Consider the following 23,789-nt stretch of genomic DNA (forward strand, 5'->3'; position numbering starts at 1 on the left):
TCGCGGCGCGTGACGCCGCGGCAAGCCCGACACGCGCAGGGGGCGGCAGGTCCAGGGCCGGAGCGCGGCCCGGCGGAGCCGGATCGGTGCAATCACCCCTTCCTGCTGCGCCTCCAGCCGCCCTCGGACCGCTCGCACAGGCCCACGAGGCAGAGCCGCCCCAGGGCAGCCCGGACCTCTGCCTCGCTCAGGCCGGCGACCACCGCCAGGCTCTCCACCCCTGCGCCCCGCCGCACGGGGAGCGCCTCGAGGACCATGAGGTCCACGAGGGAGAGCCCGTCATGGGCGCGGACCTGCCCCTCCGGGTCCTCGGTCAGTCCTTCCCCCGACGGCGCCACCAGTTCGTAGGCCTCCTTCGCGTCGGTGACGCAGGCGGCGCCGTCCCGGAGGAGCCGGTGGCATCCGGCCGAGTTCGCGCTGTACACCGATCCGGGGACCGCGGCGACGAGCCGGCCGAGGTCCGCCGCCCGGCGGGCGGTGCTCAGCGCCCCGGACCGCCACCGGGCCTCGACCACCACGGTGAGCGCCGACAGGGCCGCAATCAGGCGGTTGCGCTTAAGGAAGCGGTGCTTGGAGGGCGAAGCACCGGGAGGCAGCTCGGAGACGAGATGGCCCCGCCGGGCGACCTCCCGGAGGAGTTCCTCGTTGCCTGAGGGGTAATAGCGGTCCACTCCCCCGGCCATGACGGCGACCGTGGGGACCGCGGGCGTGCAGGACGTGAGCGCGGCCCGATGCGCCTGCCCGTCGACGCCGTAGGCCCCGCCGCTGACCACGGTCAGCCCGAGGTCCGCCATCCCCCTGGCCAGCTCGCCCGCCACGGAGATCCCGTACCCGGTGGCGTCCCGTGATCCGACGATGGCCACACTGCGCTCCGCTGCCGGGAGCGACTCGTCGCCGCGCACCCACAGGCACAGGGGTCCCTCGGCCCCGAGTCCGAGGAGCCCGGCTGGCCATTCGGCGTCCTCGGGGATCACCAGCCGTCCGCCGAGCCGTGCCATCGCCTCGAGGTCCCGCTCGGGTGCCAGGTGCGGCACCCGCGGCGCCCACCGCTCGAGCGCGCTGGCGAGCGCGCCGGGTCTGGCGGCGGCCGCGCGCGGCCCGGACGCATCTCCGTGGTCCGCACCGGCCGCTCCCTGGAGGGAGCTCGCAAGGGCGCCCACCTCCTCGGCGGGCGCGCGACCGGCGGCGATCCTGAGGGCCTCCGCGGGCCCGAAGGCCTCCACGAGGAGCGTCCCCACAGGATCCAGTGGCTCGAAGAGCCGGGACAGGGCCGCCCGGGCCACCCGCACCTGATCCATGCCGCTGCCCCCCGCCTGCTGGGGCCGGCCGCCGCGCGCCTGCTGTCCCCCCGTCATGCCGCCACCGCCTGCCTGAGGAGGAGCGCCTGCCCTACCTCGTCGCCTCCTGGCCGTTCGAGGCCGGCGAGGTCGGCGATGGACCAGGCGAGCCGGAGGACTCGGTCGAACCCCCTGGCCGTGAGCGTGTTCGCCACCATGGCCCGGTCCAGCAGAGCGGTGGAGCCCGGATCGAGCCGGAGCTGGTCCCGCAGCAGGCGGCCGGGCACCTGCGCGTTGGTCTCGAGCCCGTACTGCTGCAGCCGCTCCGCCTGCCTGCGACGGGCCGCGAGGACGCGCGGGGCGACCTCCGCCGTCGCCTCTCCCACGGGCACCTGCCCGAAATCGAGGGCCGAGACCTTGTTCACGCGCAGCTGGATGTCCACCCTGTCCAGCAGCGGGCCCGAGAGGCGGCCGAAGTAGCGCCTCTTCGCCTGCGCCGTGCACGTGCACTCGAGCGCCTTGCCCGTCCCCTGTCCGCACGGGCACGGGTTCGCCGCGATGACGAGCTGGAAGCGCGCGGGATAGGCGGCGGTGCCCGCGGCCCGATGGATCACGAGTTCGCCGCTCTCGAGCGGCTGGCGGAGGGAGTCGAGCACCCTTCGCTCGTACTCGGGCGCCTCGTCGAGGAAGAGGACGCCGCGGTGCGCCCGGGACGCTGCCCCGGGCCGGGGGATGCCCGAACCGCCGCCGACGATCGCCGGAGCGCTCGCAGTGTGGTGCGGGCTCTCGAACGGCGGCCGGCGGATGAGCTCGCTCGTACCGGGCTCACCCGAGAGCGAGTGGATCGCGGTCACCTCCATGGCGGCCTCGTCGTCGAGGTCGGGCAGGATGCCCGGGAGCCGCTCGGCGAGCATCGTCTTGCCCGCCCCGGGCGGTCCCACCAGCATGATGTGGTGGCCGCCGGCCGCAGCCACCTCGACGGCGATACGCGCCTCGGGCTGGCCCGCGACGTCCCTCAGGTCGGGGACGGCCAGGGCGTGGCGCGCCGGCCGGGCGCCGTCTGCCTCCGGTCCCGTCCCGCCGTCCTCGTGCGCGGGCACCGCCACCGCCTCGGGGTCGGCACCGAGGTCGAGGGCAAGCTGCCCGAGGGAGTCGTAGGCATGCACCCTCGCCCCCGGGACGAGCGAGGCCTCACGGGCATTCGCGCCCGCGACGACCACGTCGGGCCGTCCGCCCCGCACGGCCGCCATGACCGCCGGCAGCACACCGCGGACGGGCCGGAGCCTGCCGTCGAGGCCCAGCTCGGCGAGGAAGACGACGCCCGCAGGGGGCCGCAGGTCGCCCGCGGCGGCGAGCGAGGCCACCGCGATCGCCAAGTCGAAGGCCGTGCCCCGCTTCGGCAGCGACGCGGGGATCAGGTTCACGGTGAGCTTGCGCCGGCTCAGCGGCAGGCCGCTGTTCTTGGCGGCGCTGCGGATCCGTTCACGCGCCTCGCTCAGCGCCGAGTCCGGCAGGCCGAGCAGGACGAAGCTGGGAAGGGTCTGGCCGATGTCCGCCTCGACCTCGACGAGGTAGCCGTTCAGCCCGACGAGTGCGACACCGAGCGCGCGCCCGACGCCGGCCATCAGGCCACGCCCCGCAGGTGCTCGATCTGGGCCGCCCCGCCGTCTGGGCCCGTCACGGCGATGACGTCCACCCGCCGGGCCCGGGCCCGGACACCGTGCGCCTCGGCCCACGCCGCGAGCAGGCGCACGAGCCGTCCCAGCTTGGCGGCGTCGATGGCCTCGAACGGGTGCCCGTAGTCCCACGAGCGGCGGGCCTTCACCTCGACAGCGACGAGGAACCCGCCGTCGGCGGCGACGATGTCGAGCTCCCCGTCCCGGCACCGCCAGTTGCGGTCCAGGATGGCCGCACCGGCCCTCCGCAGATACTCCTCCGCGAGGCGTTCCCCGCGCTGACCGAGTCTGTCCTTGGCTCTCATGGGACCAGACTCGCGCCGCGGCGGACGCCGCAGCGCGGGCGTCCCGGCCTATGTGGGCAACCTGCCCGGCCAACCGCCTGTGGAGGAGAAGTGGTGCCCTGCTAGGCCCCCAGACCGCCCTTGGGCAGGCCCAGGTCCTCGACCTTGGGCAGTTCCTCGACGTTGACGTCCTTGAAGGTGATGACGCGGACGCTCTTGACGAACCGTGCACTGCGGTACACGTCCCAGACCCAGGCGTCCTGTAGGGTCAGGTCGAAGTACACCTCGCCGTCGGCGGAGCGGGCCTGCAGGTCCACGTGGTTGGCGAGGTAGAACCGCCGCTCCGTCTCCACCACGTAGCTGAACAGCGAGATGACATCCCGGTATTCGCGGTAGAGCTGGAGCTCCATGTCCGTCTCGTAGTTCTCAAGGTCTTCGGCGCTCATAGTCCTATCTTCCTCCCCTCGAGATCCTGCTCGGCCGCGGCGCGCTCCTGCGCGGCGGCCTCGATCTCGTCCTCGGTGTCCGCGTCCGCGGTTCCCAGGCGCCACGAGCGCCGGTGGAGCACGGTGGGCCCGTGCTCCAGGAGCGCCGCCCGGTGCTCGGCCGTGGCGTAGCCCTTGTTGACTGCCCAGCCGAAGCGCGGGTCCTCGGTCCCGTAGCCGACCATGAGCCCGTCCCGGGCCACCTTGGCGAGGATGCTGGCCGCGGCCACGGCCTGGCATGCAAGGTCGGCCTTGATCGTGGTCTGGACCGGGAGCAGGGGACCGGCGTCGGGCTCGTCGAACAGCGAGCCCTGGCCGCCCCGCGAGAGCCAGTCGTAGTTGCCGTCGAGGTGCACGGCGTCCGGCACGACGCCCTGGGCGGCGATCTCGGCCAGGGCGCGGCGTCCGGCCCGGCGCAGCGCCTCCATGATGCCCACCTCGTCGATCTCCTCCGCACCCGAGTGCCCCACGGCGGAGCCGACGCCCCACGCGCGGATCATCGGGACCAGCTCGACGCGGCGCTCGGGGGTGAGGAGCTTGCTGTCGCGCAGCACGGTGCGGGTCACGACCCGCCGCGCGTCCACGACCACGATCCCGACGGAGACGGGGCCGGCGAGCGCCCCGCGGCCGACCTCGTCGCAGCCCGCGATGAGGGGTCCGTAGGCGCCCGCGAGCCGGTTCACGAACCGCAGCGTGGGAGCCGTGGAGCGACGCGGCCGTGGCGCCCGGGCCCCTGCGGCCATGCGGGTGCTCATTTCGGTGCGGGCACGTCCTTGAACGTGTCCGGGTAGCTGTCGAGGGAGCGGATGCGGTTCAGCGGCCATGCGATCACGGCGGCCTGGCCTTCGACGTCGCCGATCGAGACGAAGCCCGCACCCGGCTGGACCGAATTGTGGTAGCGCGAGTCCGAGGAGTGGTTCCTGTTGTCGCCCATCACCCAGATGCTGCCGGCCGGGACGGTGACGTCGAAGGGCACCACGTGCGGGGTCTCGGCGGGATTGACGTACGGCTCGTTGAGGGCGGCGCCGTTGACGGTGATGTGCTGGGAGGCGTCACAGCAGACCACGTGGTCCCCGGGCAGCCCGATGACGCGCTTGATGAGGTGCTGCTGGGAGGTGTCCGGCAGCAGGCCCACGAACTCGAGCGCCTCCTGCACGGGGTTCGGTGCAGGCTGGGGCACTTCGGGGAGCCAGCCCTTCGTGTCCCTGAAGACCACGACCTCGCCCCTCTGCAGCGCGAAGTTGCGCGGCACGAACAGGTTCACGAAGATCCGGTCGTTCTCCTCGAGGGTGGGCACCATCGACTCTGACGGGATGTAGAACGCCTTGAAGAGGAAGGTCTTGATGAGGAAGGACAGCACGATGGCCACGCCGAGGATGATCGCGATCTCGCGGATCCACGCCATGAGGCCTCCGCGGCGCGGGGCCCCGTCGCCGCCTTCGCCGGGCGCTTCCGGCCCCGCTCCTGCGGCGTCGGCCCCGGCATCTCGGCTGCGCATCACTGGGTGTCCTTCGTTGTCGGGGAGGCGGTGAACCCGCCCAATCTATCAAGTGGCCACAGGATCGCCACCGGTCGGCCGATCACCTTGTCCGCCCGGACGAGGCCGCCCCCGGGGGCGCCCAGCAGCGCTCGGGAATCGGCGGACTCCGAGCGGTGGTCGCCCAGCAGCCACAGCCGCCCGGCCGGCACGATGACGTCGAACCGCTGCTCGCTGGGCGCGTCGCCCGGGAACAGGTACGGCTCGTCGAGGGGCTGGCCGTTCACCTCGATTTTCCCACCGGCGGTGCAGCAGCGGACGTGGTCGCCGCCCACGCCGATGACCCGCTTGACGTACACGGTCTCGGTGGGCACGACGCCGAGCCACTCGGCCGCCCCCTGGAGGACGTCCCCCGCCCACCCGCGCCCCGAGGTGAGGGGTGCGAAGGAGCCCCTGCCGTCGAACACGACCACGTCTCCGCGGCGGATCGGCGCCGGGTCGACCCCCGCACGGACGACGCCGATCCGGTCGCCCGGCTCGAGCAGCGGCTGCATGGACGCGGAGGGGATGTAGAAGACGTCGACGACGAACGAGCGGATGACCGCCCACACGACGAAGGCCAGCACGACGGCCAGAACGACCGAACGCCAGCCCCTCAGCCGGGACTGGCGTTCGGATCGTGCCATGGAGGTGGCGTTCAGCACGCTGGGAGCAGCCTGGGGCTACTTGGTGCGGCTGAAGTCGCGCTTCTCCTTGATCTTGGCGGCCTTGCCGCGCAGCTCGCGCATGTAGTACAGCTTGGCGCGGCGCACGTCGCCCCGGGTCACGACCTCGATCTTGTCGATGATCGGGGAGTGCACGGGGAACGTGCGCTCGACGCCGACACCGAAGGAGACCTTGCGGACCGTGAAGGTCTCGCGCACGCCCTGGCCCTGACGGCCGAGGACGAAGCCCTGGAAGACCTGGACGCGCGAGTTCTTGCCCTCGATGATGTTCACGTGCACCTTGATGGTGTCACCCGGCGCGAACGCGGGGATGTCAGAGCGCAGCGACGCGGCGTCGACGGAGTCGAGGATGTTCATTGTCATCTCTCCTGGCAGATGCCACAGGTCACCCGCTTTGGTGTGCGGCCCGCACCGCGCTCGGGCGATCGGGCCGGAATCCATGACCGCCCGCCGAAGGGCCCGGCAGGGCGGCGTGTCCATCACCGTTGGCTCAGGCCCCCTGTGGCAGGTCCAATGCCCGGCAGACACAACGCTCCATTGTGCCATATCGGGGGCGGGGCCGTCATGTCGGCGGCCGCGTCAGGCGCGGGGCGCGGCCCGCCGGATCCGCCCGTCCGCCACCTCGTACCCGAGCTCACGCAGCACGGCGCGCTCGGCCTTGCCGTAGGGCGCGGCGTCCGCGCCGTCGAGGAGCTCGGGGCGGCGCGCCGCGGTCCGCCGCAGCTGCTGCTCGAGGCGCCAGGAGGCCACCTTGCCGTGGTTCCCGGACAGGAGCACCTCGGGCACCCCGTGGCCCCGCCAGAGCGAGGGCTTGGTGTAGACGGGGTACTCGAGCAGCCCGTCCGCGTGGGACTCCTCCACGAGGGACTCGGGGTTGCCGACGACGCCGGGCAGGAGCCGTCCGACCGCCTCGACCATGGCCATGACCGCCACCTCTCCCCCGTTGAGCACGTAGTCCCCGAGGCTCACGGGGCGCACGTCGAAGCGCTGGGCCGCCCAGTCCAGGACGCGCTCGTCGATGCCCTCGTACCGCCCGCACGCGAATGCGAGCGTGGGCTCCTCGGAGAGCTCGTAGGCCATCGCCTGGGTGAAGACCGCGCCCGCGGGGGACGGCACGATGAGCACCGGGCGGCGCGCGGAGGCCGGGCCGGCGTCGTGCGCGGCCTCCTCCGTCGGCGCGGCCTGCCCGGCCTCCCCCATGCTGCCCGGCTGCTCCGCCGTGGCTGCCTGCGACGCGAGGACGTGCTCGAGGGCCAGCGCCCACGGCTCGGCCTTCATGACCATGCCGGCGCCGCCGCCGTAGGGCGTGTCGTCCACCGTCCGGTGGCGGTCGAAGGTGAAGTCGCGCAGGTCATGCACTGCCAGCTCCAGCAGCCCGTCCTCCTGGGCGCGGCCCAGGAGGGAGAGCCGCAGCGGGGCGAGGTACTCGGGGAAGATGCTGACGACGTCGATGCGCACCTAGGCCTCCGACCCCGGCTGCCGCTCCGGGCCGCCGCCGGCGGCCCCGGCGTCGGCCCCGGCGTCGCCGGTGTCGAGGTTGAGCTCGAGGAGGCCGGGCGGCGGGACGAGGACGATGAAGCCGCCCTCGACGTCGACTTCGGGCACGATCTCCTCCACGAACGGGACGAGCACCTCCCCAGCGGGCGTGTCGAGGACGAGGAGGTCCTGCACGGGCATGGTCTGGAGCGCGGCGACCGTGCCGACGTCGCGGCCGTCGACGCGGACGGCCAGGCCCACGAGCTCGTGCTCGTACCAGCCCTCGTCGTCGTCCTCGAGGTCCTCCGACTCGAGGTAAAGCTTGACTCCGCGGAGCTGCTCGGCGCGGGTCCGGTCGGGCACCTCGGCGAAGGCGAGCAGGAGGATGTCCTTGTTCCAGCGCGCGCCCTCGAGCGTCAGCGGGCCGCTCGAGGCGGGCTCGACGATGAATGCGGTGCCGGGGACGAACCGGTCCTCGGGGGCGTCGGTGAGGACCTGGACGGTGACCTCGCCGCGGATGCCGTGCGGCTTGCCGATCCGTGCGACCTGGACCTGCATGGGATGGGCCTCCTGCGTCGTGGGCCGGGAAGGCCCGTCGGGGTGCGGTGCGCGGCTGGCCGCCGCGAGGGTGGAAACAGCTCCGGCCCCTCCACCCTGGTGGGAGGAGGGGCCGGAGCGGGGTGAGGCAGTGTCAGCGGCGGCGGTCCGTGTCGACCACGTCGACGCGGACCGGCTCGCCGTCGGCGAGGGCCGCGACCACAGTGCGCAGTGCACGCGCCGTGCGCCCCTGGCGGCCGATGACGCGTCCGAGGTCGTCCTCGTGGACGCGCACCTCGAGGACGTCGCCGCGGCGGCCGCTCTTGGCCTGGACCGCGACGTCATCGGGGTTGTCCACGATGCCGCGGACCAGGTGCTCGAGTGCCTCGGCCAGCAAGTTACTCAGCCTCGGCCTCTGCGGGGGCCTCGGCGGACTCCTCGGCCTCCTTGGACGCCTTCGGTGCCTCGGGGAGGATCACGGAGCCCTTCTCGGGGGCCACGAACGGCTCCTTGCCCTTCGGGTACTTCAGGGTGCCCTCGGTGCCCGGGAGGCCCTTGAACTTCTGCCAGTCGCCGGTGATCTTGAGGAGCACCTGGACCTGCTCGGTCGGCTGGGCGCCGACGCCGAGCCAGTACTGGGCACGCTCGGAGTTGACCTCGATGAACGAGGGCTCCTCGGTGGGGTGGTACTTGCCGATCTCCTCGATCGCACGGCCATCGCGCTTGGTGCGCGAGTCGGCGACGACGATGCGGTAGTACGGGGCGCGCATCTTGCCGAAGCGCTTGAGTCGAATCTTAACGGCCACGGTTGTGGTCACTCCTGTTTCTGCACATGAGGCGAGCCCGGACTTTTCCGCTCCCGTGGGGCGGGCCGTACTTCGCCAGGGCTCCGATGGACACAACCGCACGCGGAGAGAGGGGGCCGCGCGGATTGGTACCTGACCATTGTGCCAGATCCGGGGGCGATTCGCATGCCGCCGGACCGCGGCGCGTCAGGAACTCGCCCAGACGAAGAGCTCCTGCCGGTTCGAGTCGTCGACGTCGGCGGCCAGCTTGGCCAGCTGCTCGACGTAGTCGTACGCCTCCCGCGCGTCGAACGGGAGGTCCTCCTGGTCGACCCAGGCCGCCGCAACGCGCTCCACGGCGTTGCCCTCCCCCTCCTCGGATTCGAAGACGAGGAGGTCGGCGAGGGCCCGGACCATGGTGGAGGGCACCGCGAGGAGGCTGTCCGAGGAGACGTCGACCATGGTGAGCTCGTAGTCGGCGCCGGGGGCGTGCACCGCGGTTCCCACCAGGGAGCCGAGCTGCTCGATCTCGTAGTCCGAGACGCCCGGGATCCTCAGGCCCCCGGTGTCCTCGGCATCGCCGCCGTCGAGCTGGGAAGCCCGGGCGAGCGCGTCGGCGTGCGTGGAGACGAAGATCTCGGCGAACGGACTGGGAGCGGACACGTCTTCCCCCTCTGTGGGCGCTGGACTGCGGTTCGGGCTGCAGGTGCCCGCGGCGGCCGCGGACTTTCCGAGCGTAGCGCAGGGAACGTCAGGCGTGCACGGACGCCATGCGGATCTGGTTGCGCCACGGGTCCTCGAAGCGCAGCTCGGCGCCGGTGTGGCGGGTGGCGACGCCGGCCACCTTGAGCCGGTCCGCGGCCGCGAGGACGTCGTCCTGGGTGCCGACCCTGATGAGGACCTCGCCGAGCCCCAGCGTGTCCTTGCGCGGGCCGGCGCCGCGCGAGTTCCACACGTTCATCGCCATGTGGTGGTGGTAGCGGCCGGCCGAGACGAACAGGGCCTGGCCGTGCCAGCCCGAGGTCTTCTCGAATCCGAGCGTGTCGACATAGAACTTCTGCGCCGTCTCGACGTCGCCGACCTGGAGGTGGACATGGCCGACGCCGGCCTCCGCCTCCCGCTGCCCCTCGAGGGACGCCTCGGTCAGGTTCTGGTTGAGGAAGGCCTGCGGGGCCAGCGGCAGCGAGTCCATGACCACCTGGCCGGCGTTCCACTGCCAGGTCTCGCGCGGCTTGTCGAAGTAGAGCTCCACGCCGTTGCCCTCGGGGTCGGTGAAGTAGAACGCCTCGGAGACGAGGTGGTCGGCGCTGCCGGCGAAGAGCCGCGGGTCGTACTGGGCCGCGGTGGCGACGGTCGCCGCGAGGTCCGCGCGGCGCTCGAACAGGATGGCGGTGTGGAAGAGGCCGGCCTCGCCGCGCCCGGGGAGCTGCAGCCCCGCGGCGGGACTGAGGTGGATGACCGGCAGGCCCTGGCGGCCCAGGTACACCCCGCCGAGCGACTCGCTGATCGGCACGAGGCCCAGGGCGCGCTCGTAGTAGTCGAGCATGAGCTTCATGTCGCCGACCTTGAGCATGACGGTGCCCATCGCGAGGTCGGCCGGAAGCAGGTCTCCGGGGGCGGGCTGGGTGGGGGCGGCGGATGTGGTCACGGGGAGCTCCTTGGCTGTCGGGGTCTGCATCAAGCGTACGTTTACTTGAAGCTTCAATCAAGCCCGGGTATTCCCTAGACCGCGGCCGCCTCCGCTGCCCCGGCGATCCGCTGCCCGTCCCGCAGCACGTGCAGCGGGGCCGCGAGCGTCCCGACGTCGGCACGGGGGTCCTCCCTGACGACCACGGCGTCCGCGGGGTCGCCCTCGGCGAGGCCGGCGGCGCCCAGCCATCCCCGCGCGGCCCAGCACGCGGCGTCGACCGCGGCGGCCGGCCCGATCGCCGCGGCGAGCTCGGCGACCTCGTCCGCGATCCGCCCGTGCGCGATCACCGTGCCGGCGTCGGTGCCCGCGTAGATCCGCACCCCGGCATCGTGCGCTGCGGCCACGCGCTCGTGCCGGCGTTCCCACAGGGCGCGCATGTGCGCCGCATAGCGAGGGAACTTCGCGTGGCCCTGGGCGGCGATGTCGGGGAAGGTCGCGATGTTGACCAGTGTCGGGACGATGGGGATACCGGCCTCGGCCAAGCGGGGCAGATGCCGTTCCTGCAGGCCCGTCGCGTGCTCGAGGCAGTCGATCCCGGCGTCGATGAGGTGGTCGATGGTCTCCTCCGCGAACGTGTGCGCGGTGACGCGGGCCCCCTCGGCGTGCGCGGCGGAGACGGCCTCGCGGAGCACGGCGGGCGGGAACGCGGGTGCCAGGTCTCCGGCGTCGCGGTCGATCCAGTCGGCGACGAGCTTGACCCAGCCGTCGCCGGCCCGCGCCTGCGCCACGACGGCCTCCATGAGGTCCTCGGGATCCACCTCGTGCGCGAGGCCGCGGAGGTAGCGGCGGGACCGAGCCAGGTGGCGGCCGGCGCGCACGAGGCGCGGGACGTCGTCGCGCGCCTGCAGCCAGCGGGTGTCGGTGGGGCTGCCGCAGTCGCGGACCAGGAGGACGCCGGCCGCCGCCTCGGAGCGCGCGTGGGCGAGGGCCGCGGCGTCATCCGGCGCACCGCCGGGCACCAGCCCCACGTGGCAGTGCGCGTCCACGAGGCCGGGGAGCACCCATCCGCGGAGCGTCGTGGCCGGGGGCGCCTCGGGGCGGCGGAAGGTGATCCGCCCGTCGGCGATCCAGGCCTCCGGCCGCAGGTCGGCGGGGCCGGCGAGGACGGGGCCGCTGAGGTGGACGACGTCATGCATGCCGCCCAGCCTAGCGGCCGTGCTAGGGTCCAAGGCGTCCACACGGGTGCCCTCGCAAGGGCTGAGATCGGGCTGACGCGGCCTGCGACCGTCGAACCTGTCCGGGTCATGCCGGCGTAGGAAGTGAGGGCTCAGCATATGAGCACATCTGAAATGGAACAGCACCCGGCCCACTCGCTCGCGTTCCTGACCGACGAGGAGCACGGCATCCGGGTCCCCGTCACCGAGATCGCACTCGACGACTCGCCGGGCGGCGAGGCGAACGCACCGCTGCGGGTCTACCGGACGTCGGGCCCGGGCAGCGACCCTGTGGTGGGCCTTCCCGCGTACCGGGCCCAGTGGGTCGCCGAGCGCGGCGACGTCGAGCCGTACGCGGGCCGCGAGCGGAACCTGCTCGACGACGGCCGCTCCGCGGTGCGGCGCGGCGAGGCCTCGGCCGAGTGGAAGGGCGCCAGGCCCGTGCCGCTGCGGGCCAGGCCCGGCCGGCGCGTCACGCAGATGCACTACGCGCGGGCCGGCGTCGTGACCGAAGAGATGCGCTTCGTGGCGCTGCGGGAGAACTGCGACGTCGAGCAGGTGCGCTCCGAGGTCGCCGCGGGCCGCGCGATCATCCCGAGCAACATCAACCACCCCGAGTCGGAGCCGATGATCATCGGCAAGGCGTTCCTGGTCAAGATCAACGCCAACATCGGCAACTCCGCCGTGACGTCCTCGATCGCGGAGGAGGTCGACAAGCTCCAGTGGGCCACCAAGTGGGGCGCGGACACGGTCATGGACCTCTCCACCGGCGACGACATCCACACCACCCGCGAGTGGATCATCCGCAACTCCCCCGTGCCCATCGGCACGGTGCCGATCTACCAGGCCCTCGAGAAGGTCAACGGCGACGCGTCCGCCCTCACGTGGGAGGTCTTCCGCGACACCGTGATCGAGCAGTGCGAGCAGGGCGTGGACTACATGACCATCCACGCCGGCGTGCTCCTGCGCTACGTCCCGCTGACCGCCGAGCGCGTCACGGGGATCGTCTCCCGCGGCGGATCGATCATGGCCGGCTGGTGCCTCGCCCACCACGAGGAGAACTTCCTCTACACGCACTTCGACGAGCTCTGCGAGATCTTCGCGCAGTACGACGTCGCGTTCTCGCTCGGCGACGGCCTGCGCCCCGGCTCGACGGCCGATGCCAACGACGCCGCACAGTTCGCCGAGCTGGACACGCTCGCCGAGCTGACCAAGCGCGCGTGGGAGTACGACGTGCAGGTCATGGTCGAGGGGCCGGGGCACATCCCGTTCCACCTCGTGCGCGAGAACATCGAGCGGCAGCAGGAGCTGTGCGACGGGGCCCCGTTCTACACGCTCGGCCCGCTCGTGACCGACATCGCCCCCGGCTACGACCACATCACCTCGGCGATCGGCGCCACCGAGATCGCCCGGTACGGCACGGCGATGCTGTGCTATGTGACGCCCAAGGAGCATCTCGGGCTGCCGAACAAGGACGATGTGAAGACCGGCGTGATCACCTACAAGATCGCCGCCCACGCGGCCGACCTCGCCAAGGGCCACCCCGGTGCGCCCGAGCGTGACGACGCCCTGTCCAAGGCACGGTTCGAGTTCCGGTGGAAGGACCAGTTCTCGCTGTCGCTCGACCCCACCACGGCCGAGGCCTTCCACGACGAGACCCTCCCGGCCGAGCCCGCGAAGACCGCGCACTTCTGCTCGATGTGCGGTCCGAAGTTCTGCTCGATGCGCATCTCCCAGGACATCCGCAACGAGTTCGGCTCGAAGGAGGCCCAGGAGGCCATCGCTGGCATGCGGGAGAAGAGCCAGGAGTTCCTCGCCGCGGGCGGGAAGGTCTACCTTCCCGAGACGATCGCCGTGGGCTCGCCGGAGTAGGGTCGGTCAGGGGCGGCTCGCCGGAAGTGCGGTTCTCGCCCTGCAGTGCGCGAATCGTGGACTGCAGGGCGAAACGCGCACTGCAGTCAGAGCCTGCGGCGGAAGGCGCACTTCTCGTCGACTGGGGGACAGCGCCGGCGGGCGCGATCAGGGCCAGGCGCTGCTGGGCGACCTCGCGCACCCACGGGGCGACCTCGCGCGGGGCGGACGACGGCGGAAGGGGCGCCTCCCAGAGGGAGGCGCCCCTTCGGCGTCGTGCGCGAACGGTCCTGCGGCTCGCCCGGACGGGCCCCGCCGGCTCAGAGCTACTTGCCCAGGTACTTCTCGAAGCCCTTGGGCAGGTTGAGGGCCGACGGATCGAAGTCCTCGGCCGACTGGCCGCCGAACGCGGACCCCTGGCCGCTGAGGGCCTTCGAGGCGCCCGCGGTCCGGCGCGCCTCGGCCTCGCGGCGCTCCTGCGCTGCCTTGGCCGGGTTGCCGGACTTCGCCTTCTTCTTGCCCTTGGCCGGGCCCTTCTTCGAGCCGCCGAAGCCGCCCGGGCCGGGCATGCCCGGCATCCCCGGGATGCCGCCGCCGGAGGCCATCTTGCGCATCATCTTCTGCGCCTGGCCGAAGCGCTCCAGCAGGCCGTTGACCTCGGAGACGTGCACGCCCGAGCCGCGGGCGATGCGGGCGCGGCGGGAGCCGTTGATGATCTTGGGCGCGAGGCGCTCGTGCGGGGTCATCGAGCGGACGATGGCCTCGACGCGGTCGATCTCGCGCTCGTCGAACTGCTCGAGCTGCTGCCGGAACTGGGCGGCACCCGGCATCATCATGAGCATCTTCTTCATCGAGCCCATCTTGCGGATCTGCTGCATCTGGGACAGGAAGTCCTCGAGGGTGAAGTCCTCCTGGTCGGCGAACTTCTTCGCCATCCGGGCGGCCTCGTCCTTGTCCCAGCTCTTCTCGGCCTGCTCGATGAGCGTCAGGACGTCGCCCATGTCGAGGATGCGGGAGGCCATGCGGTCCGGGTGGAAGAGCTCGAAGTCGTCCAGGCCCTCGCCCGTGGAGGCGAACATGACGGGGCGGCCGGTCACGGAGGCGACGGACAGCGCCGCGCCGCCGCGGGCATCGCCGTCGAGCTTGGAGAGCACGACGCCGGTGAAGTCGACGCCCTCCTCGAAGGCCTTGGCCGTGTTGACGGCGTCCTGGCCGATCATGGCGTCGATGACGAAGAGGACCTCGTCGGGGTTGACCGCCGAGCGGATGTCCGCGGCCTGCTGCATGAGCTCGGCGTCCACGCCCAGTCGGCCGGCGGTGTCCACGATCACGATGTCGTGCAGCTTCGCGCGGGCCTCGGCCACGCCGTCGCGGGCCACGGCGACCGGGTCGCCGGTGGGGGCCTCGAACTCGGACTGGATGCCGGGATGCGGGGCGTACACGGCCACGCCGGCGCGCTTGGCCACGACCTCGAGCTGGGTGACGGCGTTGGGGCGCTGGAGGTCCGCCGCAACCAGAAGGGGCGAATGGCCCTGGCCCTTGAGCCACTTGCCCAGCTTGCCGGCGAGGGTGGTCTTGCCGGCGCCCTGGAGGCCGGCGAGCATGATCACGGTCGGCGGGTTCTTCGCCAGGCGCAGGCGTCGGGTCTCGCCGCCGAGGATCGCCTGGAGCTCCTCGTTGACGATCTTGACGACCTGCTGGCTCGGGTTGAGCGCGCCGGAGACCTCGGCGCCGAGCGCGCGCTCGCGGATGCGTGCGGCGAAGTCGCGCACCACCGGGACGGCGACGTCCGCGTCGAGGAGGGCGCGGCGGATCTCGCGGACCGTGGCGTCGACGTCCGCCTCGCTCAGGCGGCCCTTGCCGCGGAGATTCTTGAACGTCGCAGTGAGACGGTCCGAGAGGGAGTTGAACACGTGCCCGAGTCGCTTTCAGTCGTGGTCCAGGGATCTGACGCTGGGTCAGGAGGTCGGGCAGACCCGCCGGGAGCGGATCTGGCCACCCTTAAGGGTACCAACGGACCGGGCAATGGCATGCTGGCCTCGTGACGACGCCTCGAGAGACCGCCCCGCCCGTGCGCAGCCTGCTCATCCTCGGTGCCTCCGGGGACCTGACCGGCCGCCTCCTCTTCCCCGGGCTCGCCCGGCTCCTCGCCACCGGCCGGCACGCCGGGCTCACGGTGGTGGGCGCGGGCGCGGAGGACTGGAGCGCCGAGCAGTGGAGCGGCCGTGTGCACGATGCCACCGAGGCGGCCCTGGCGGCCGCCACCGAGACCGGCCGTGCCGAGCTCGAGCGGATCCGCCGGGACTCGGTCTACGTGCGCCTCGACGTCACGGCGCCCGGGGAGCTCGCGCGCGAGGTCGCCGCGCTCCCGGGTCCGGTCGCCGTGTACTTCGCGCTGCCTCCCGCCGTGAGCCAGAAGGCCTGCGAGCTGCTGGAGCCGGGGGACCTGCCCGAGGGCACCCGGCTCGTGCTGGAGAAGCCGTTCGGGTCCTCGGAGGCCTCCGCCGCCGAGCTGAACGAGACGCTGCGCAGGCTGGTGCCGGAGAGCCGGATCCACCGGGTGGACCACTTCCTCGGCAAGGGCACAGTCCTGAACATCCTCGGCCTGCGCTTCGCCAACAACTTCCTCGAGCCCGTGTGGAACAGGGACCACGTCGAGAAGGTGGAGATCTTCTTCGACGAGGACCTCGCCCTCGAGGGACGGGCCGGGTACTACGACCGCGCCGGCGCCCTGCGGGACATGATCCAGAGCCACCTCCTGCAGGTCCTGGCCGTCCTCGCGATGGACGCGCCGGCGCGCCTCGACGAGCGGGACGTCCGCGACCGCATCAGCACCGTGCTCCGCTCCGCGAAGGTCCCGGAGCCGTTCGCGGACTCGACGCGCCGGGCGCGGTACACCGCCGGGACCATCGGCGAGCGCCAGGTGCCCGACTACACGGACGAGCCGGGGGTCGATCCGTCCCGCGGCACCGAGACCCTGGCCGAGATCACGGTCCTGCTCTCCAGCTGGCGGTGGGCGGGGGTGCCGTTCATCCTCCGCTCGGGCAAGGCGCTCGGCACCCGGCGCAAGGAGGCCGTCGTGACGTTCCGCCCCGTCCCGCACCTGCCCGAGGGCTTCCGCGGCGTGGACGAGCCGAACCGGCTCCGCATCGGCTTCGGCCCGGACGTGCTCCAGCTCGACGTCGACGTCAACGGCCCCGGGGACGTGCTGACGCTGAACCGCGTGACGCTCGACGCGGACCTCGGCGAGGCGGACCTGCTCCCCTACGGCGAGGTGCTGGAGGGCGTGCTCGACGGCGATCCGCTCCTGTCGGTGCGGGCGGACACGGCCGAGAGCTGCTGGCGGATCGTCGAGCCTGTGCTGGACGCGTGGGCCGCGGGAGCGGTCCCCCTGGACACCTACCCCGCGGGCAGCGGCGGGCCGGCGGGCTGGGCCACCTCGGCCGCCGGCGAGGACGGTGCTGCCGCGTCCTGACCCGTGGCGGGGCGAGCCCACGGAGGAGCCGGACGGACGACGGCGGGCGGGCGCCCGCCGTCGTCCGTCCGGCCCGCGTCTCTGAGGTCAGATCGCGGAGTCGCCGCGTTCGCCCGTGCGCACCCGGACAGCGTCCTGCACCTCGACGACCCAGACCTTGCCGTCGCCCTGCGAGCCGGTCGAGGCCGCGACGACGATCGTCTCGAGGATCTCGTCGGCGTGCTTGTCGGTGGCGAGCACCTCCACCCTCACCTTGGGGATGAGGTCCACGCTGTACTCGGCGCCCCGGTACACCTGGACGTAGCCGCGCTGGCGGCCGTAGCCGCTCGCGGCGCTGACGGTCAGTCCCTGGACTCCCTCGGCCTCGAGGTGCTCGCGGATGGAATCGAGCTTCTCGGGCCGGACGATGGCGGTGATGAGCTTCACGAGCCCACAGTACCGGCCGGCGAGGCCCCGGCCAGAACCTCCTCGCGCTGGGCGTGCGCGCCGTCCGCGGGCCGCTGGCCGAGGCGGCGCTCGAGGTGCTGCTCGAGCAGGGTCTCCACGGTGTGCCGGACGCCGAGCGGGTGGAACCCGCCGCCCGTGGTGGCGGACGGCGACGAGTAGGCGGTCTCGGCGTGGATGACGAGGTCGACGCCGGTCTCCTCGACGTCCTTCGCGACGCGGAAGCCCATGACGGCCTTGATCGCGAGGCCGAGCGCGAGGGCCACGCCGAACGAGTAGCCGAGCACGGCGCCGGCGCCGAGGGCCTGGGTGCCCAGCAGGGCGAGCCCGCCGCCGTAGAGCAGGCCGCGGCCGGGCACCGGGGCGGCGGGGTCGGCGGCGAGGCCGATGAAGAGCGTCCCGACGAGGCCGCCGACGAGGTGCACGCCGACCACGTCGAGCGAGTCGTCGAAGCCGAGGCGGTACTTCAGGCCCACGGCCAGCGCGCAGACGGCGCCGGCGAGGAGGCCGAGGACGATCGCCCAGACCGGGTCGATGGTGGCGCAGGAGGGCGTGATCGCCACGAGCCCGGCAACGGCACCGGACGCGGCGCCGAACGAGGTCGCGTGCCCGTCGCGGACCTTCTCGACGACCAGCCAGGACAGGATCGCGGCGCACGGGGCCACGAGCGTGTTGATCCATGCGAAGCCGGCCTCGCCGTTGGCAGCGAGCGCGGAGCCGGCGTTGAAGCCGAACCACCCGAACCAGAGCAGGCCGCAGCCGAGCATGACGAGCGGAAGGTTGTGGGGGCGGTGCTCGGGGTCCTTGCCGAAGCCGACGCGCTTGCCGAGGACGAGGGCCAGCGCGAGGCCTGCGGCGCCTGCGAGGACCTCGACCGCGGTGCCGCCGGCGAAGTCGATGAGGCCGAGGTGGTTGAGCCAGCCGCCGATGAACGTCCCGTGCGCGTCCTTCTTCGAGTCGAACACCCAGTGCGCCACGGGGAAGTACACGAGCACGGCGAAGGCGCCGGCGAAGACCATCCAGGACCCGAATTTGGCGCGGTCCGCGATGGCGCCGGAGACCAGGGCCACGGTCACGGTGGCGAAGACCCCCTGGAAGCCCACGAACACGATCTCCGGGATCGTGCCGACGAGGGGCATCGAGCCGCCCGTGGCGAGCAGGTTGTGGAGGCCGAAGTCCTCGAAGGGGTTGCCGAACAGGCCGTCCCCCGCGTCCGTGCCGAACGCGATGGAGTAGCCGAAGAGGACCCACAGGACGCCGACCAGGGCGAGGGCCCCGAAGCTCATCATCATCATGTTGAGCATCGACTTCACGCGGGTCATGCCCCCGTAGAAGATGGCGAGGCCGGGTGACATGAGGAGGACGAGGGCTGCCGAGACGAGGACCCAGGCGGTGTCGCCAGCGTTCATGGGTGAGGCCTTTCGAGGGACGTTCACGGATCTCGGCCCCCGTCCGCCGTCCCCGGCGACGGTCTGCGGGACCACCTGAACCAGAATCCCGTGGCGGTGTTACCGGTCCGCTCCGTCCGTGTTGCCCTCGTGTTACAGGAATCCCCCCGGGGTTAAGCGTTCGTCACGGCCGTGTTAACGGGGTGTTTCGTGGCCCGCTCCGTCGCCCCCGTGCCGCCCCCTTTCCGCGCCCTGCGCCGGCCTCCCGGTGTCAGCCCGGTCGCCGACGCGGGCGGACGACGGCGGGTGGTCCCCGCCGTCGTCCGCCCTCCGCGGCGCTTGGTGCGCCTAGATCGCCGCTGCCCCGCGCTCCCCCGTCCGGACGCGGATCGCCTCGTGCACGTCCACGGTCCACACCTTGCCGTCCCCCGCGCGGCCGGTGTTGGAGGTGGTGATGAGCACATCGAGGATGTCGTCCGTCTGGTCGTCGGTGGCGAGCACCTCGATCCTCACCTTCGGGACGAGGTCCACGCTGTACTCGGCGCCGCGGTACACCTCGGTGTACCCGCGCTGGCGGCCGTAGCCGCTCGCCGCGCTGACGGTGAGCCCCTGGACCCCGTAGGCCTCGAGGCCCTCGCGGATGGAATCGAGCTTCTCCGGGCGGACGATCGCGGTGATGAGCTTCACGCCTGGACCTTCTTCCGTGCCGCCTCGGTGAGCAGGTCGTCCGCGTTGAACGCCGCGACCTCGGCCTCGTTCTTCGCCCCGAGCGGGTGGAACGCCGCCCCGGACGAGCCGCCCATGCTGTTGCCGGAGTATGCCGTCTCGGCGTGCAGGGCGATGTCCACGCCCGCTTCCTCGGCCTCGCTCGAGACCCGGAAGCCCATGGTCTTGCTGATGATCCAGCCAATGGCCAGGGAGAGGGCGAACGAGTACACGAGGACTGTGCCGGCGCCGAGGGCCTGCTTGCCCAGGAGCTCGAAGCCGCCGCCGTAGAACAGGCCGTGGCCGCCGGAGGGGGCGCCCGGGTTGGCCGCGAGCCCGATGAACAGGGTGCCGATGATGCCGCCGACGAGGTGGACGCCCACCACATCGAGCGAGTCGTCGTAGCCGAAGCGGTACTTCAGGCCCACGGCGAGGGCGCAGGCCGCGCCGGCGAGGAGGCCGAGGACGATCGCCCACAGGGGCGAGACCGCGGCGCAGGCCGGGGTGATGGCCACGAGCCCGGCCACGGCGCCCGAGGCGGCGCCGAGCGAGGTCGCATGGCCGTCGCGCAGCTTCTCCACCACGAGCCAGCCGAGGACCGCGGCGCACGGCGCGACGAGCGTGTTGATCCACGCGAACGCGGCCACGCCGTTGGCGCCCAGGGCCGAGCCCGCGTTGAAGCCGAACCAGCCGAACCAGAGCAGGCCCGCGCCTAGCATGACGAACGGCAGGTTGTGGGGGCGGTGGTTGGGGTCCTTGCCGAAGCCGTTGCGGCGGCCGAGGATGAGCGCGAGGGCCAGGCCCGCGGCGCCGGCGTTGATGTGGACGGCCGTGCCGCCGGCGAAGTCGATCACGCCGAGGCCGTTGAGCCAGCCGCCGATGAAGGTGCCGTTCGCGTCCTTGTTCGCGTCGAACACCCAGTGCGCGACCGGGAAGTAGACGAGGATCGAGAAGAAGAACGCGAAGACCATCCAGGCGCCGAACTTGGCCCGGTCCGCGATGGAGCCCGAGATGAGCGCGACCGTGATGATCGCGAACACGCCCTGGAAGCCCACGAAGGCGAGCTCGGGGATGGTGCCGGCCAGGGCCGTGCCGTCGCCCGTGGCGAGGATGCCGTGGAGGGCGAACTTGTCCAGGTTGCCGACGAGGCCGCCGAACCAGTCGGTGCCGAAGGACATAGAGTAGCCGACGAGGATCCAGAGCACGCCCACGAGGGCGATGGCGCCGAAGCTCATCATCATCATGTTCAGGACCGACTTGGCGCGCGTCATGCCGCCGTAGAAGAACGCGAGCCCGGGCGTCATGAGCAGCACGAGCGCTGCCGAGGCGAGCACCCAGGCGGTGTCTCCCGCGCTGAGGGTGGGGGTCATGGTGTGCCTTTCAGGGATGGAACGGGACCTGCCCGGCCCGGCGCCGTTCCCGGCGTCCGAGGGCCGCTGAGAAAAGATTCCTCCCGCGGTGTTTCCGCCGCTGTCGGCCCACATTGCGCGCCCGTTACATCTTGCTCCTGTGCGTTAAGGGGGCGTCACGCACGCGTTTCGACGATGTTTCGCCCGTCCCCCGCCCCGCGCGGCAGCGCCGCGGTACCCCCGCGCCTCGGCCGCCGTGCCGCCGTCGTACCGCCGTCGCTAAGGTGGTCCCATGCCCCGCACCTCCCCGCGGACGCCGGTGCCCCGCGACGTCTGGGTCCTCGTCGCCGCCGCGTTCGTCATCGCCGTCGGCTTCGGTCTCGTGGCCCCCGTCCTGCCGCAGCTGGCCACGAGCTTCGGCGTGGGGGCCACGGCGGCCTCCGTGATCGTGAGCGCGTTCGCGCTCGCCCGGCTCGTCCTCGCGCCCGCGGCCGGGTCCCTGGTCGACCGGCTCGGCGAACGGCCCGTGTACGTCACGGGCCTGCTCCTCGTCGCCGCCTCCAGCGCGGCGTGCGCGTTCGCCCCCGACTACTGGACGCTGCTGGCCGTGCGGGGGCTGGGCGGCATCGGGTCCACGATGTTCACGATCTCTGCCTCCGGCCTGATCGTGCGCCTCGCCCCGCCGGATGCGCGGGGGCGGGTCAGCGGCCTCTACGCCGCCTCGTTCCTCCTCGGCAATATCGCCGGGCCGGTGATCGGCGGGCTCCTGGCGGCCTTCGGCCTGCGCGTGCCGTTCCTCGTCTACGCGGGGGCGCTCGTGGTCGCCGCAGCCGTGGTCCACACGTTCCTCGGGCGGCGGTCCGCCGCACCCGCCCGCACGGGGGCCGGGGCCCGGCCGCAGCTCCTGCTCGCGGAGGCCCTCGCCCACGCGCCCTATCGGGCGGCCGTGGGCTCGAACTTCGCCAACGGCTGGGCCGCGCTGGGGATCCGGATGGCCCTCGTGCCCCTGTTCGCCACAGCGGCCCTCGGTGCCGGGCCCCAGGCAGCCGGGCTCGCCCTGGCCCTGTACGCCGGGGGGACCGCGGCGGCCCTGAGCTTCACCGGGCGGCTCGTGGACCGCTGGGGCCGGCGTCCCGTGGCCATCGTGGGCCTCGTGGGCACCGCGCTCCCGACGGCGTTCCTCGGCGTGAGCGGCTCCGAGCCGGTGTTCCTCGCGCTGTCCGTCGCCGCCGGCTTCGGAGCGGGGTTCCTCGGCCCGTCGCTGCAGGCGACGGTGGCGGACACCATCGGCTCCGGCCGCAGCGGCGGGCGGCCGCTGGCCGTGTTCCAGATGGCCTCCGACGTGGGCAGCATCCTCGGCCCGCTGGCCGCGGGCGCACTCGCGGACGGCCTCGGGTACGGGTGGGCGTTCGCCGTCTCCGGGGCGTGCCTCCTCGCCGCGGTGCCGCTGTGGGCCACGCGCACGCCGGCCAGCGCGCCAGCGGCCGGGGCCTCGGAGGCAGACCCGGAGGACCTGGCGGCGGAGCGCCCCGACGCCCCCTGAGGCTGCCCTGCCGCCTGCCTTCCCGCCCGACGCGCGACGGCGCCCGCCCCCGGGAAGGAGGCGGGCGCCGTCGTGTATCCGCTGCACCTGCCTGTCCGCTGTACCCGCAACGCCGCAGAGGCGACGAGATGCGTACCCGGAACGGGAGAACCGCGACGAGATGCGTACCGGAAACGGTGCTGGATGGGCGGGGCGAGTGGGCGGGGAGGGTCAGGCGAGGATGGCGTCCACGAAGCCCTCGGCGTCGAACGGCGCGAGGTCGTCCGGGCCCTCGCCGAGGCCCACGAGCTTGACGGGCACGCCGAGCTGCTTCTGGATCGCGACGACGATGCCGCCCTTCGCGGTGCCGTCGAGCTTGGTCAGCACGATCCCGGTGATGTCGACGACCTCGCCGAACACCTTGGCCTGGTTCAGGCCGTTCTGCCCGGTGGTGGCGTCGAGGACGAGGAGGACCTCGTCCACCTCGGCCTGCTTCTCGATGACGCGCTTGACCTTGCCGAGCTCGTCCATGAGCCCGACCTTGTTCTGCAGCCGCCCGGCGGTGTCGACCATGACGACGTCGACCTCCTGCTCGATGCCGGCCTTGACCGCCTCGAACGCCACCGACGCGGGGTCTGCCCCCTCGACGTCGGAGGTCACCGTGGGCACGCCGACGCGGGCGCCCCACGTGGCCAGCTGCTGGGCCGCGGCGGCCCGGAAGGTGTCCGCGGCGCCCAGCAGGACGTCCTTGTCCTCGGCCACGAGGACGCGGGCGAGCTTGCCCACCGTGGTGGTCTTGCCCACCCCGTTGACGCCGACCACCAGCACGACGGCGGGCTTGCCGTCGGCGCGGGCGACCTTGAGCGAGCGGTCCATGGAGGGGTCGACGAGCTTGACGAGCTCCTCCCGGAGCATGGCCTTGACGTGCTCGGGGCTGCGGGTGCCCATGACCTTCACGCGGTCGCGGAGCGTGTCGACGAGCTCGAGGCTCGGCTCGGTGCCGATGTCGGCGAGCAGGAGGGTCTCCTCGACCTCGTCCCACACGTTCTCGTCGATGCTGTCGCTCGAGAGCAGGGCGAGCAGTCCCTTGCCGAAGAGGTTGTTGCTCTTGACGAGCCGCTCGCGCAGGCGCTGGAGCCGGCCGGCCACCGGAGCGGGCGTCTCGGTCGGGACGCGTTCGATGACCGCCTCGTCGAGGACGTCCTCGGTGGGCGCCGCTCCCTCGGGCTCGGCCGGTGCGGGCAGAGTGCCGACTCCCCCGGGCGGGGCCTCCTCGCCCTCGGAGGTGCCGGGCCGGGGCGGGGCGATGACCTGGTCGTTGGCGTCTCGGGGGCCGGTGTAGGTGATCTTCTTCCGGCGGCCGCTCACGAGGCCGATGACGACCCCGGCGACGACGAGGATCACGATCGCGACGATGATGATGACGGGCAGCAGGGCGGAAAGGTCTGTCACGGTTCCTAGCTTCTCACAGGGCGGCCCACCGCCTGTG

The 23,789-nt window shown here is 72.6% G+C and carries 24 protein-coding genes and 1 riboswitch; of the genes, 3 read left to right on the forward strand and 21 right to left on the reverse strand.

The window, feature by feature from the left end; genetic code table 11:
* Positions 1-92: 92 nt before the first annotated feature.
* The 15 genes from dprA to J2W20_RS00140 form a co-directional block, all read right to left on the reverse strand.
* Positions 93-1,355 carry a DNA-processing protein DprA gene (gene dprA, locus J2W20_RS00070; protein WP_307003513.1) on the reverse strand — a complete coding sequence of 421 codons (1,263 nt, stop codon included), beginning with the start codon at positions 1,353-1,355 and terminating at the stop codon, positions 93-95.
* On the reverse strand, positions 1,352-2,902 hold the full coding sequence (locus J2W20_RS00075) for a YifB family Mg chelatase-like AAA ATPase (RefSeq protein WP_307003515.1): 1,551 nt from the start codon (positions 2,900-2,902) through the stop codon (positions 1,352-1,354). Before J2W20_RS00075 ends, dprA begins: the two co-directional genes overlap by 4 nt.
* Positions 2,902-3,258 (reverse strand): YraN family protein, encoded by a 357-nt coding sequence (locus tag J2W20_RS00080; RefSeq protein WP_307003517.1) that lies wholly within the window; start codon positions 3,256-3,258, stop codon positions 2,902-2,904. The genes J2W20_RS00075 and J2W20_RS00080 overlap by 1 nt, the downstream gene beginning before the upstream one ends.
* A 101-nt stretch (positions 3,259-3,359) precedes the next feature.
* Positions 3,360-3,683, reverse strand: a complete 324-nt coding sequence (locus J2W20_RS00085; protein WP_066498256.1) for a DUF2469 domain-containing protein — start codon at positions 3,681-3,683, stop codon at positions 3,360-3,362.
* A complete protein-coding gene (locus J2W20_RS00090) occupies positions 3,680-4,465 on the reverse strand; it encodes a ribonuclease HII (RefSeq protein WP_307003520.1) in 786 nt (261 codons plus the stop codon). Before J2W20_RS00090 ends, J2W20_RS00085 begins: the two co-directional genes overlap by 4 nt.
* A gap of 8 nt (positions 4,466-4,473) precedes the next feature.
* A complete protein-coding gene (lepB, locus tag J2W20_RS00095) occupies positions 4,474-5,220 on the reverse strand; it encodes a signal peptidase I (RefSeq protein WP_307003522.1) in 747 nt (248 codons plus the stop codon).
* The gene (gene lepB / locus J2W20_RS00100; protein ID WP_307003524.1) at positions 5,220-5,885 is read right to left on the reverse strand and encodes a signal peptidase I; all 666 of its coding nucleotides are present in this window, start codon (positions 5,883-5,885) and stop codon (positions 5,220-5,222) included. Before lepB (J2W20_RS00100) ends, lepB (J2W20_RS00095) begins: the two co-directional genes overlap by 1 nt.
* 36 nt (positions 5,886-5,921) lie before the next feature.
* A complete protein-coding gene (rplS, locus tag J2W20_RS00105) occupies positions 5,922-6,281 on the reverse strand; it encodes a 50S ribosomal protein L19 (RefSeq protein WP_307004673.1) in 360 nt (119 codons plus the stop codon).
* Positions 6,282-6,503: 222 nt separating this feature from the next.
* Positions 6,504-7,382, reverse strand: a complete 879-nt coding sequence (gene trmD / locus J2W20_RS00110) for a tRNA (guanosine(37)-N1)-methyltransferase TrmD (RefSeq protein ID WP_307003526.1) — start codon at positions 7,380-7,382, stop codon at positions 6,504-6,506.
* Positions 7,383-7,958, reverse strand: coding sequence for a ribosome maturation factor RimM (gene rimM / locus J2W20_RS00115; RefSeq protein WP_307003527.1), 576 nt, complete (start codon positions 7,956-7,958; stop codon positions 7,383-7,385).
* Positions 7,959-8,091: 133 nt separating this feature from the next.
* Positions 8,092-8,334, reverse strand: a complete 243-nt coding sequence (locus J2W20_RS00120) for an RNA-binding protein (protein WP_066498269.1) — start codon at positions 8,332-8,334, stop codon at positions 8,092-8,094.
* A 1-nt stretch (position 8,335) separates the two neighbouring features.
* Complete coding sequence (gene rpsP, locus J2W20_RS00125; protein ID WP_307003529.1) at positions 8,336-8,743, reverse strand: 30S ribosomal protein S16; 408 nt, start codon at positions 8,741-8,743, stop codon at positions 8,336-8,338.
* 186 nt (positions 8,744-8,929) lie between these two features.
* Positions 8,930-9,385: a hypothetical protein gene (locus tag J2W20_RS00130; protein ID WP_307003531.1), complete on the reverse strand. Its 456-nt coding sequence runs from the start codon at positions 9,383-9,385 to the stop codon at positions 8,930-8,932.
* A gap of 88 nt (positions 9,386-9,473) precedes the next feature.
* The gene (locus tag J2W20_RS00135; protein ID WP_307004675.1) at positions 9,474-10,307 is read right to left on the reverse strand and encodes a VOC family protein; all 834 of its coding nucleotides are present in this window, start codon (positions 10,305-10,307) and stop codon (positions 9,474-9,476) included.
* A 137-nt stretch (positions 10,308-10,444) separates the two neighbouring features.
* On the reverse strand, positions 10,445-11,548 hold the full coding sequence (locus J2W20_RS00140) for an amidohydrolase family protein (protein WP_307003533.1): 1,104 nt from the start codon (positions 11,546-11,548) through the stop codon (positions 10,445-10,447).
* 32 nt (positions 11,549-11,580) lie between these two features.
* Positions 11,581-11,688, forward strand: a riboswitch (TPP riboswitch).
* Between J2W20_RS00140 and thiC the strand changes: the two genes are divergently transcribed.
* Complete coding sequence (gene thiC / locus J2W20_RS00145; protein WP_307003535.1) at positions 11,687-13,438, forward strand: phosphomethylpyrimidine synthase ThiC; 1,752 nt, start codon at positions 11,687-11,689, stop codon at positions 13,436-13,438. It overlaps the preceding riboswitch by 2 nt.
* A 305-nt stretch (positions 13,439-13,743) precedes the next feature.
* Here thiC and ffh read toward each other — a convergent pair whose 3' ends face one another.
* Positions 13,744-15,330 carry a signal recognition particle protein gene (gene ffh / locus J2W20_RS00150; RefSeq protein ID WP_307003537.1) on the reverse strand — a complete coding sequence of 529 codons (1,587 nt, stop codon included), beginning with the start codon at positions 15,328-15,330 and terminating at the stop codon, positions 13,744-13,746.
* A gap of 128 nt (positions 15,331-15,458) precedes the next feature.
* On the opposite strand from ffh, the gene J2W20_RS00155 reads away from it, so the two are divergent.
* Positions 15,459-16,892, forward strand: coding sequence for a glucose-6-phosphate dehydrogenase (locus J2W20_RS00155; RefSeq protein ID WP_307003539.1), 1,434 nt, complete (start codon positions 15,459-15,461; stop codon positions 16,890-16,892).
* Between the two features lie 87 nt (positions 16,893-16,979).
* On the opposite strand, the gene J2W20_RS00160 is transcribed toward J2W20_RS00155, so the two are convergent.
* The 4 genes from J2W20_RS00160 to J2W20_RS00175 form a co-directional block, all read right to left on the reverse strand.
* Positions 16,980-17,318, reverse strand: a complete 339-nt coding sequence (locus J2W20_RS00160) for a P-II family nitrogen regulator (RefSeq protein WP_066498285.1) — start codon at positions 17,316-17,318, stop codon at positions 16,980-16,982.
* The gene (locus tag J2W20_RS00165) at positions 17,315-18,745 is read right to left on the reverse strand and encodes an ammonium transporter (protein ID WP_307003541.1); all 1,431 of its coding nucleotides are present in this window, start codon (positions 18,743-18,745) and stop codon (positions 17,315-17,317) included. Before J2W20_RS00165 ends, J2W20_RS00160 begins: the two co-directional genes overlap by 4 nt.
* Before the next feature lie 327 nt (positions 18,746-19,072).
* A complete protein-coding gene (locus J2W20_RS00170) occupies positions 19,073-19,411 on the reverse strand; it encodes a P-II family nitrogen regulator (protein WP_066498288.1) in 339 nt (112 codons plus the stop codon).
* On the reverse strand, positions 19,408-20,799 hold the full coding sequence (locus tag J2W20_RS00175) for an ammonium transporter (protein ID WP_307003544.1): 1,392 nt from the start codon (positions 20,797-20,799) through the stop codon (positions 19,408-19,410). Before J2W20_RS00175 ends, J2W20_RS00170 begins: the two co-directional genes overlap by 4 nt.
* 271 nt (positions 20,800-21,070) lie before the next feature.
* Between J2W20_RS00175 and J2W20_RS00180 the strand changes: the two genes are divergently transcribed.
* A complete protein-coding gene (locus J2W20_RS00180; RefSeq protein WP_307003546.1) occupies positions 21,071-22,321 on the forward strand; it encodes an MFS transporter in 1,251 nt (416 codons plus the stop codon).
* 210 nt (positions 22,322-22,531) lie between these two features.
* On the opposite strand, the gene ftsY is transcribed toward J2W20_RS00180, so the two are convergent.
* A complete protein-coding gene (gene ftsY / locus J2W20_RS00185) occupies positions 22,532-23,752 on the reverse strand; it encodes a signal recognition particle-docking protein FtsY (protein WP_307003547.1) in 1,221 nt (406 codons plus the stop codon).
* Between the last annotated feature and the right edge of the window lie 37 nt (positions 23,753-23,789).

Origin of the sequence: Sinomonas atrocyanea (assembly GCF_030812675.1) — a bacterium.
Lineage (GTDB): Bacteria > Actinomycetota > Actinomycetes > Actinomycetales > Micrococcaceae > Sinomonas > Sinomonas atrocyanea_B.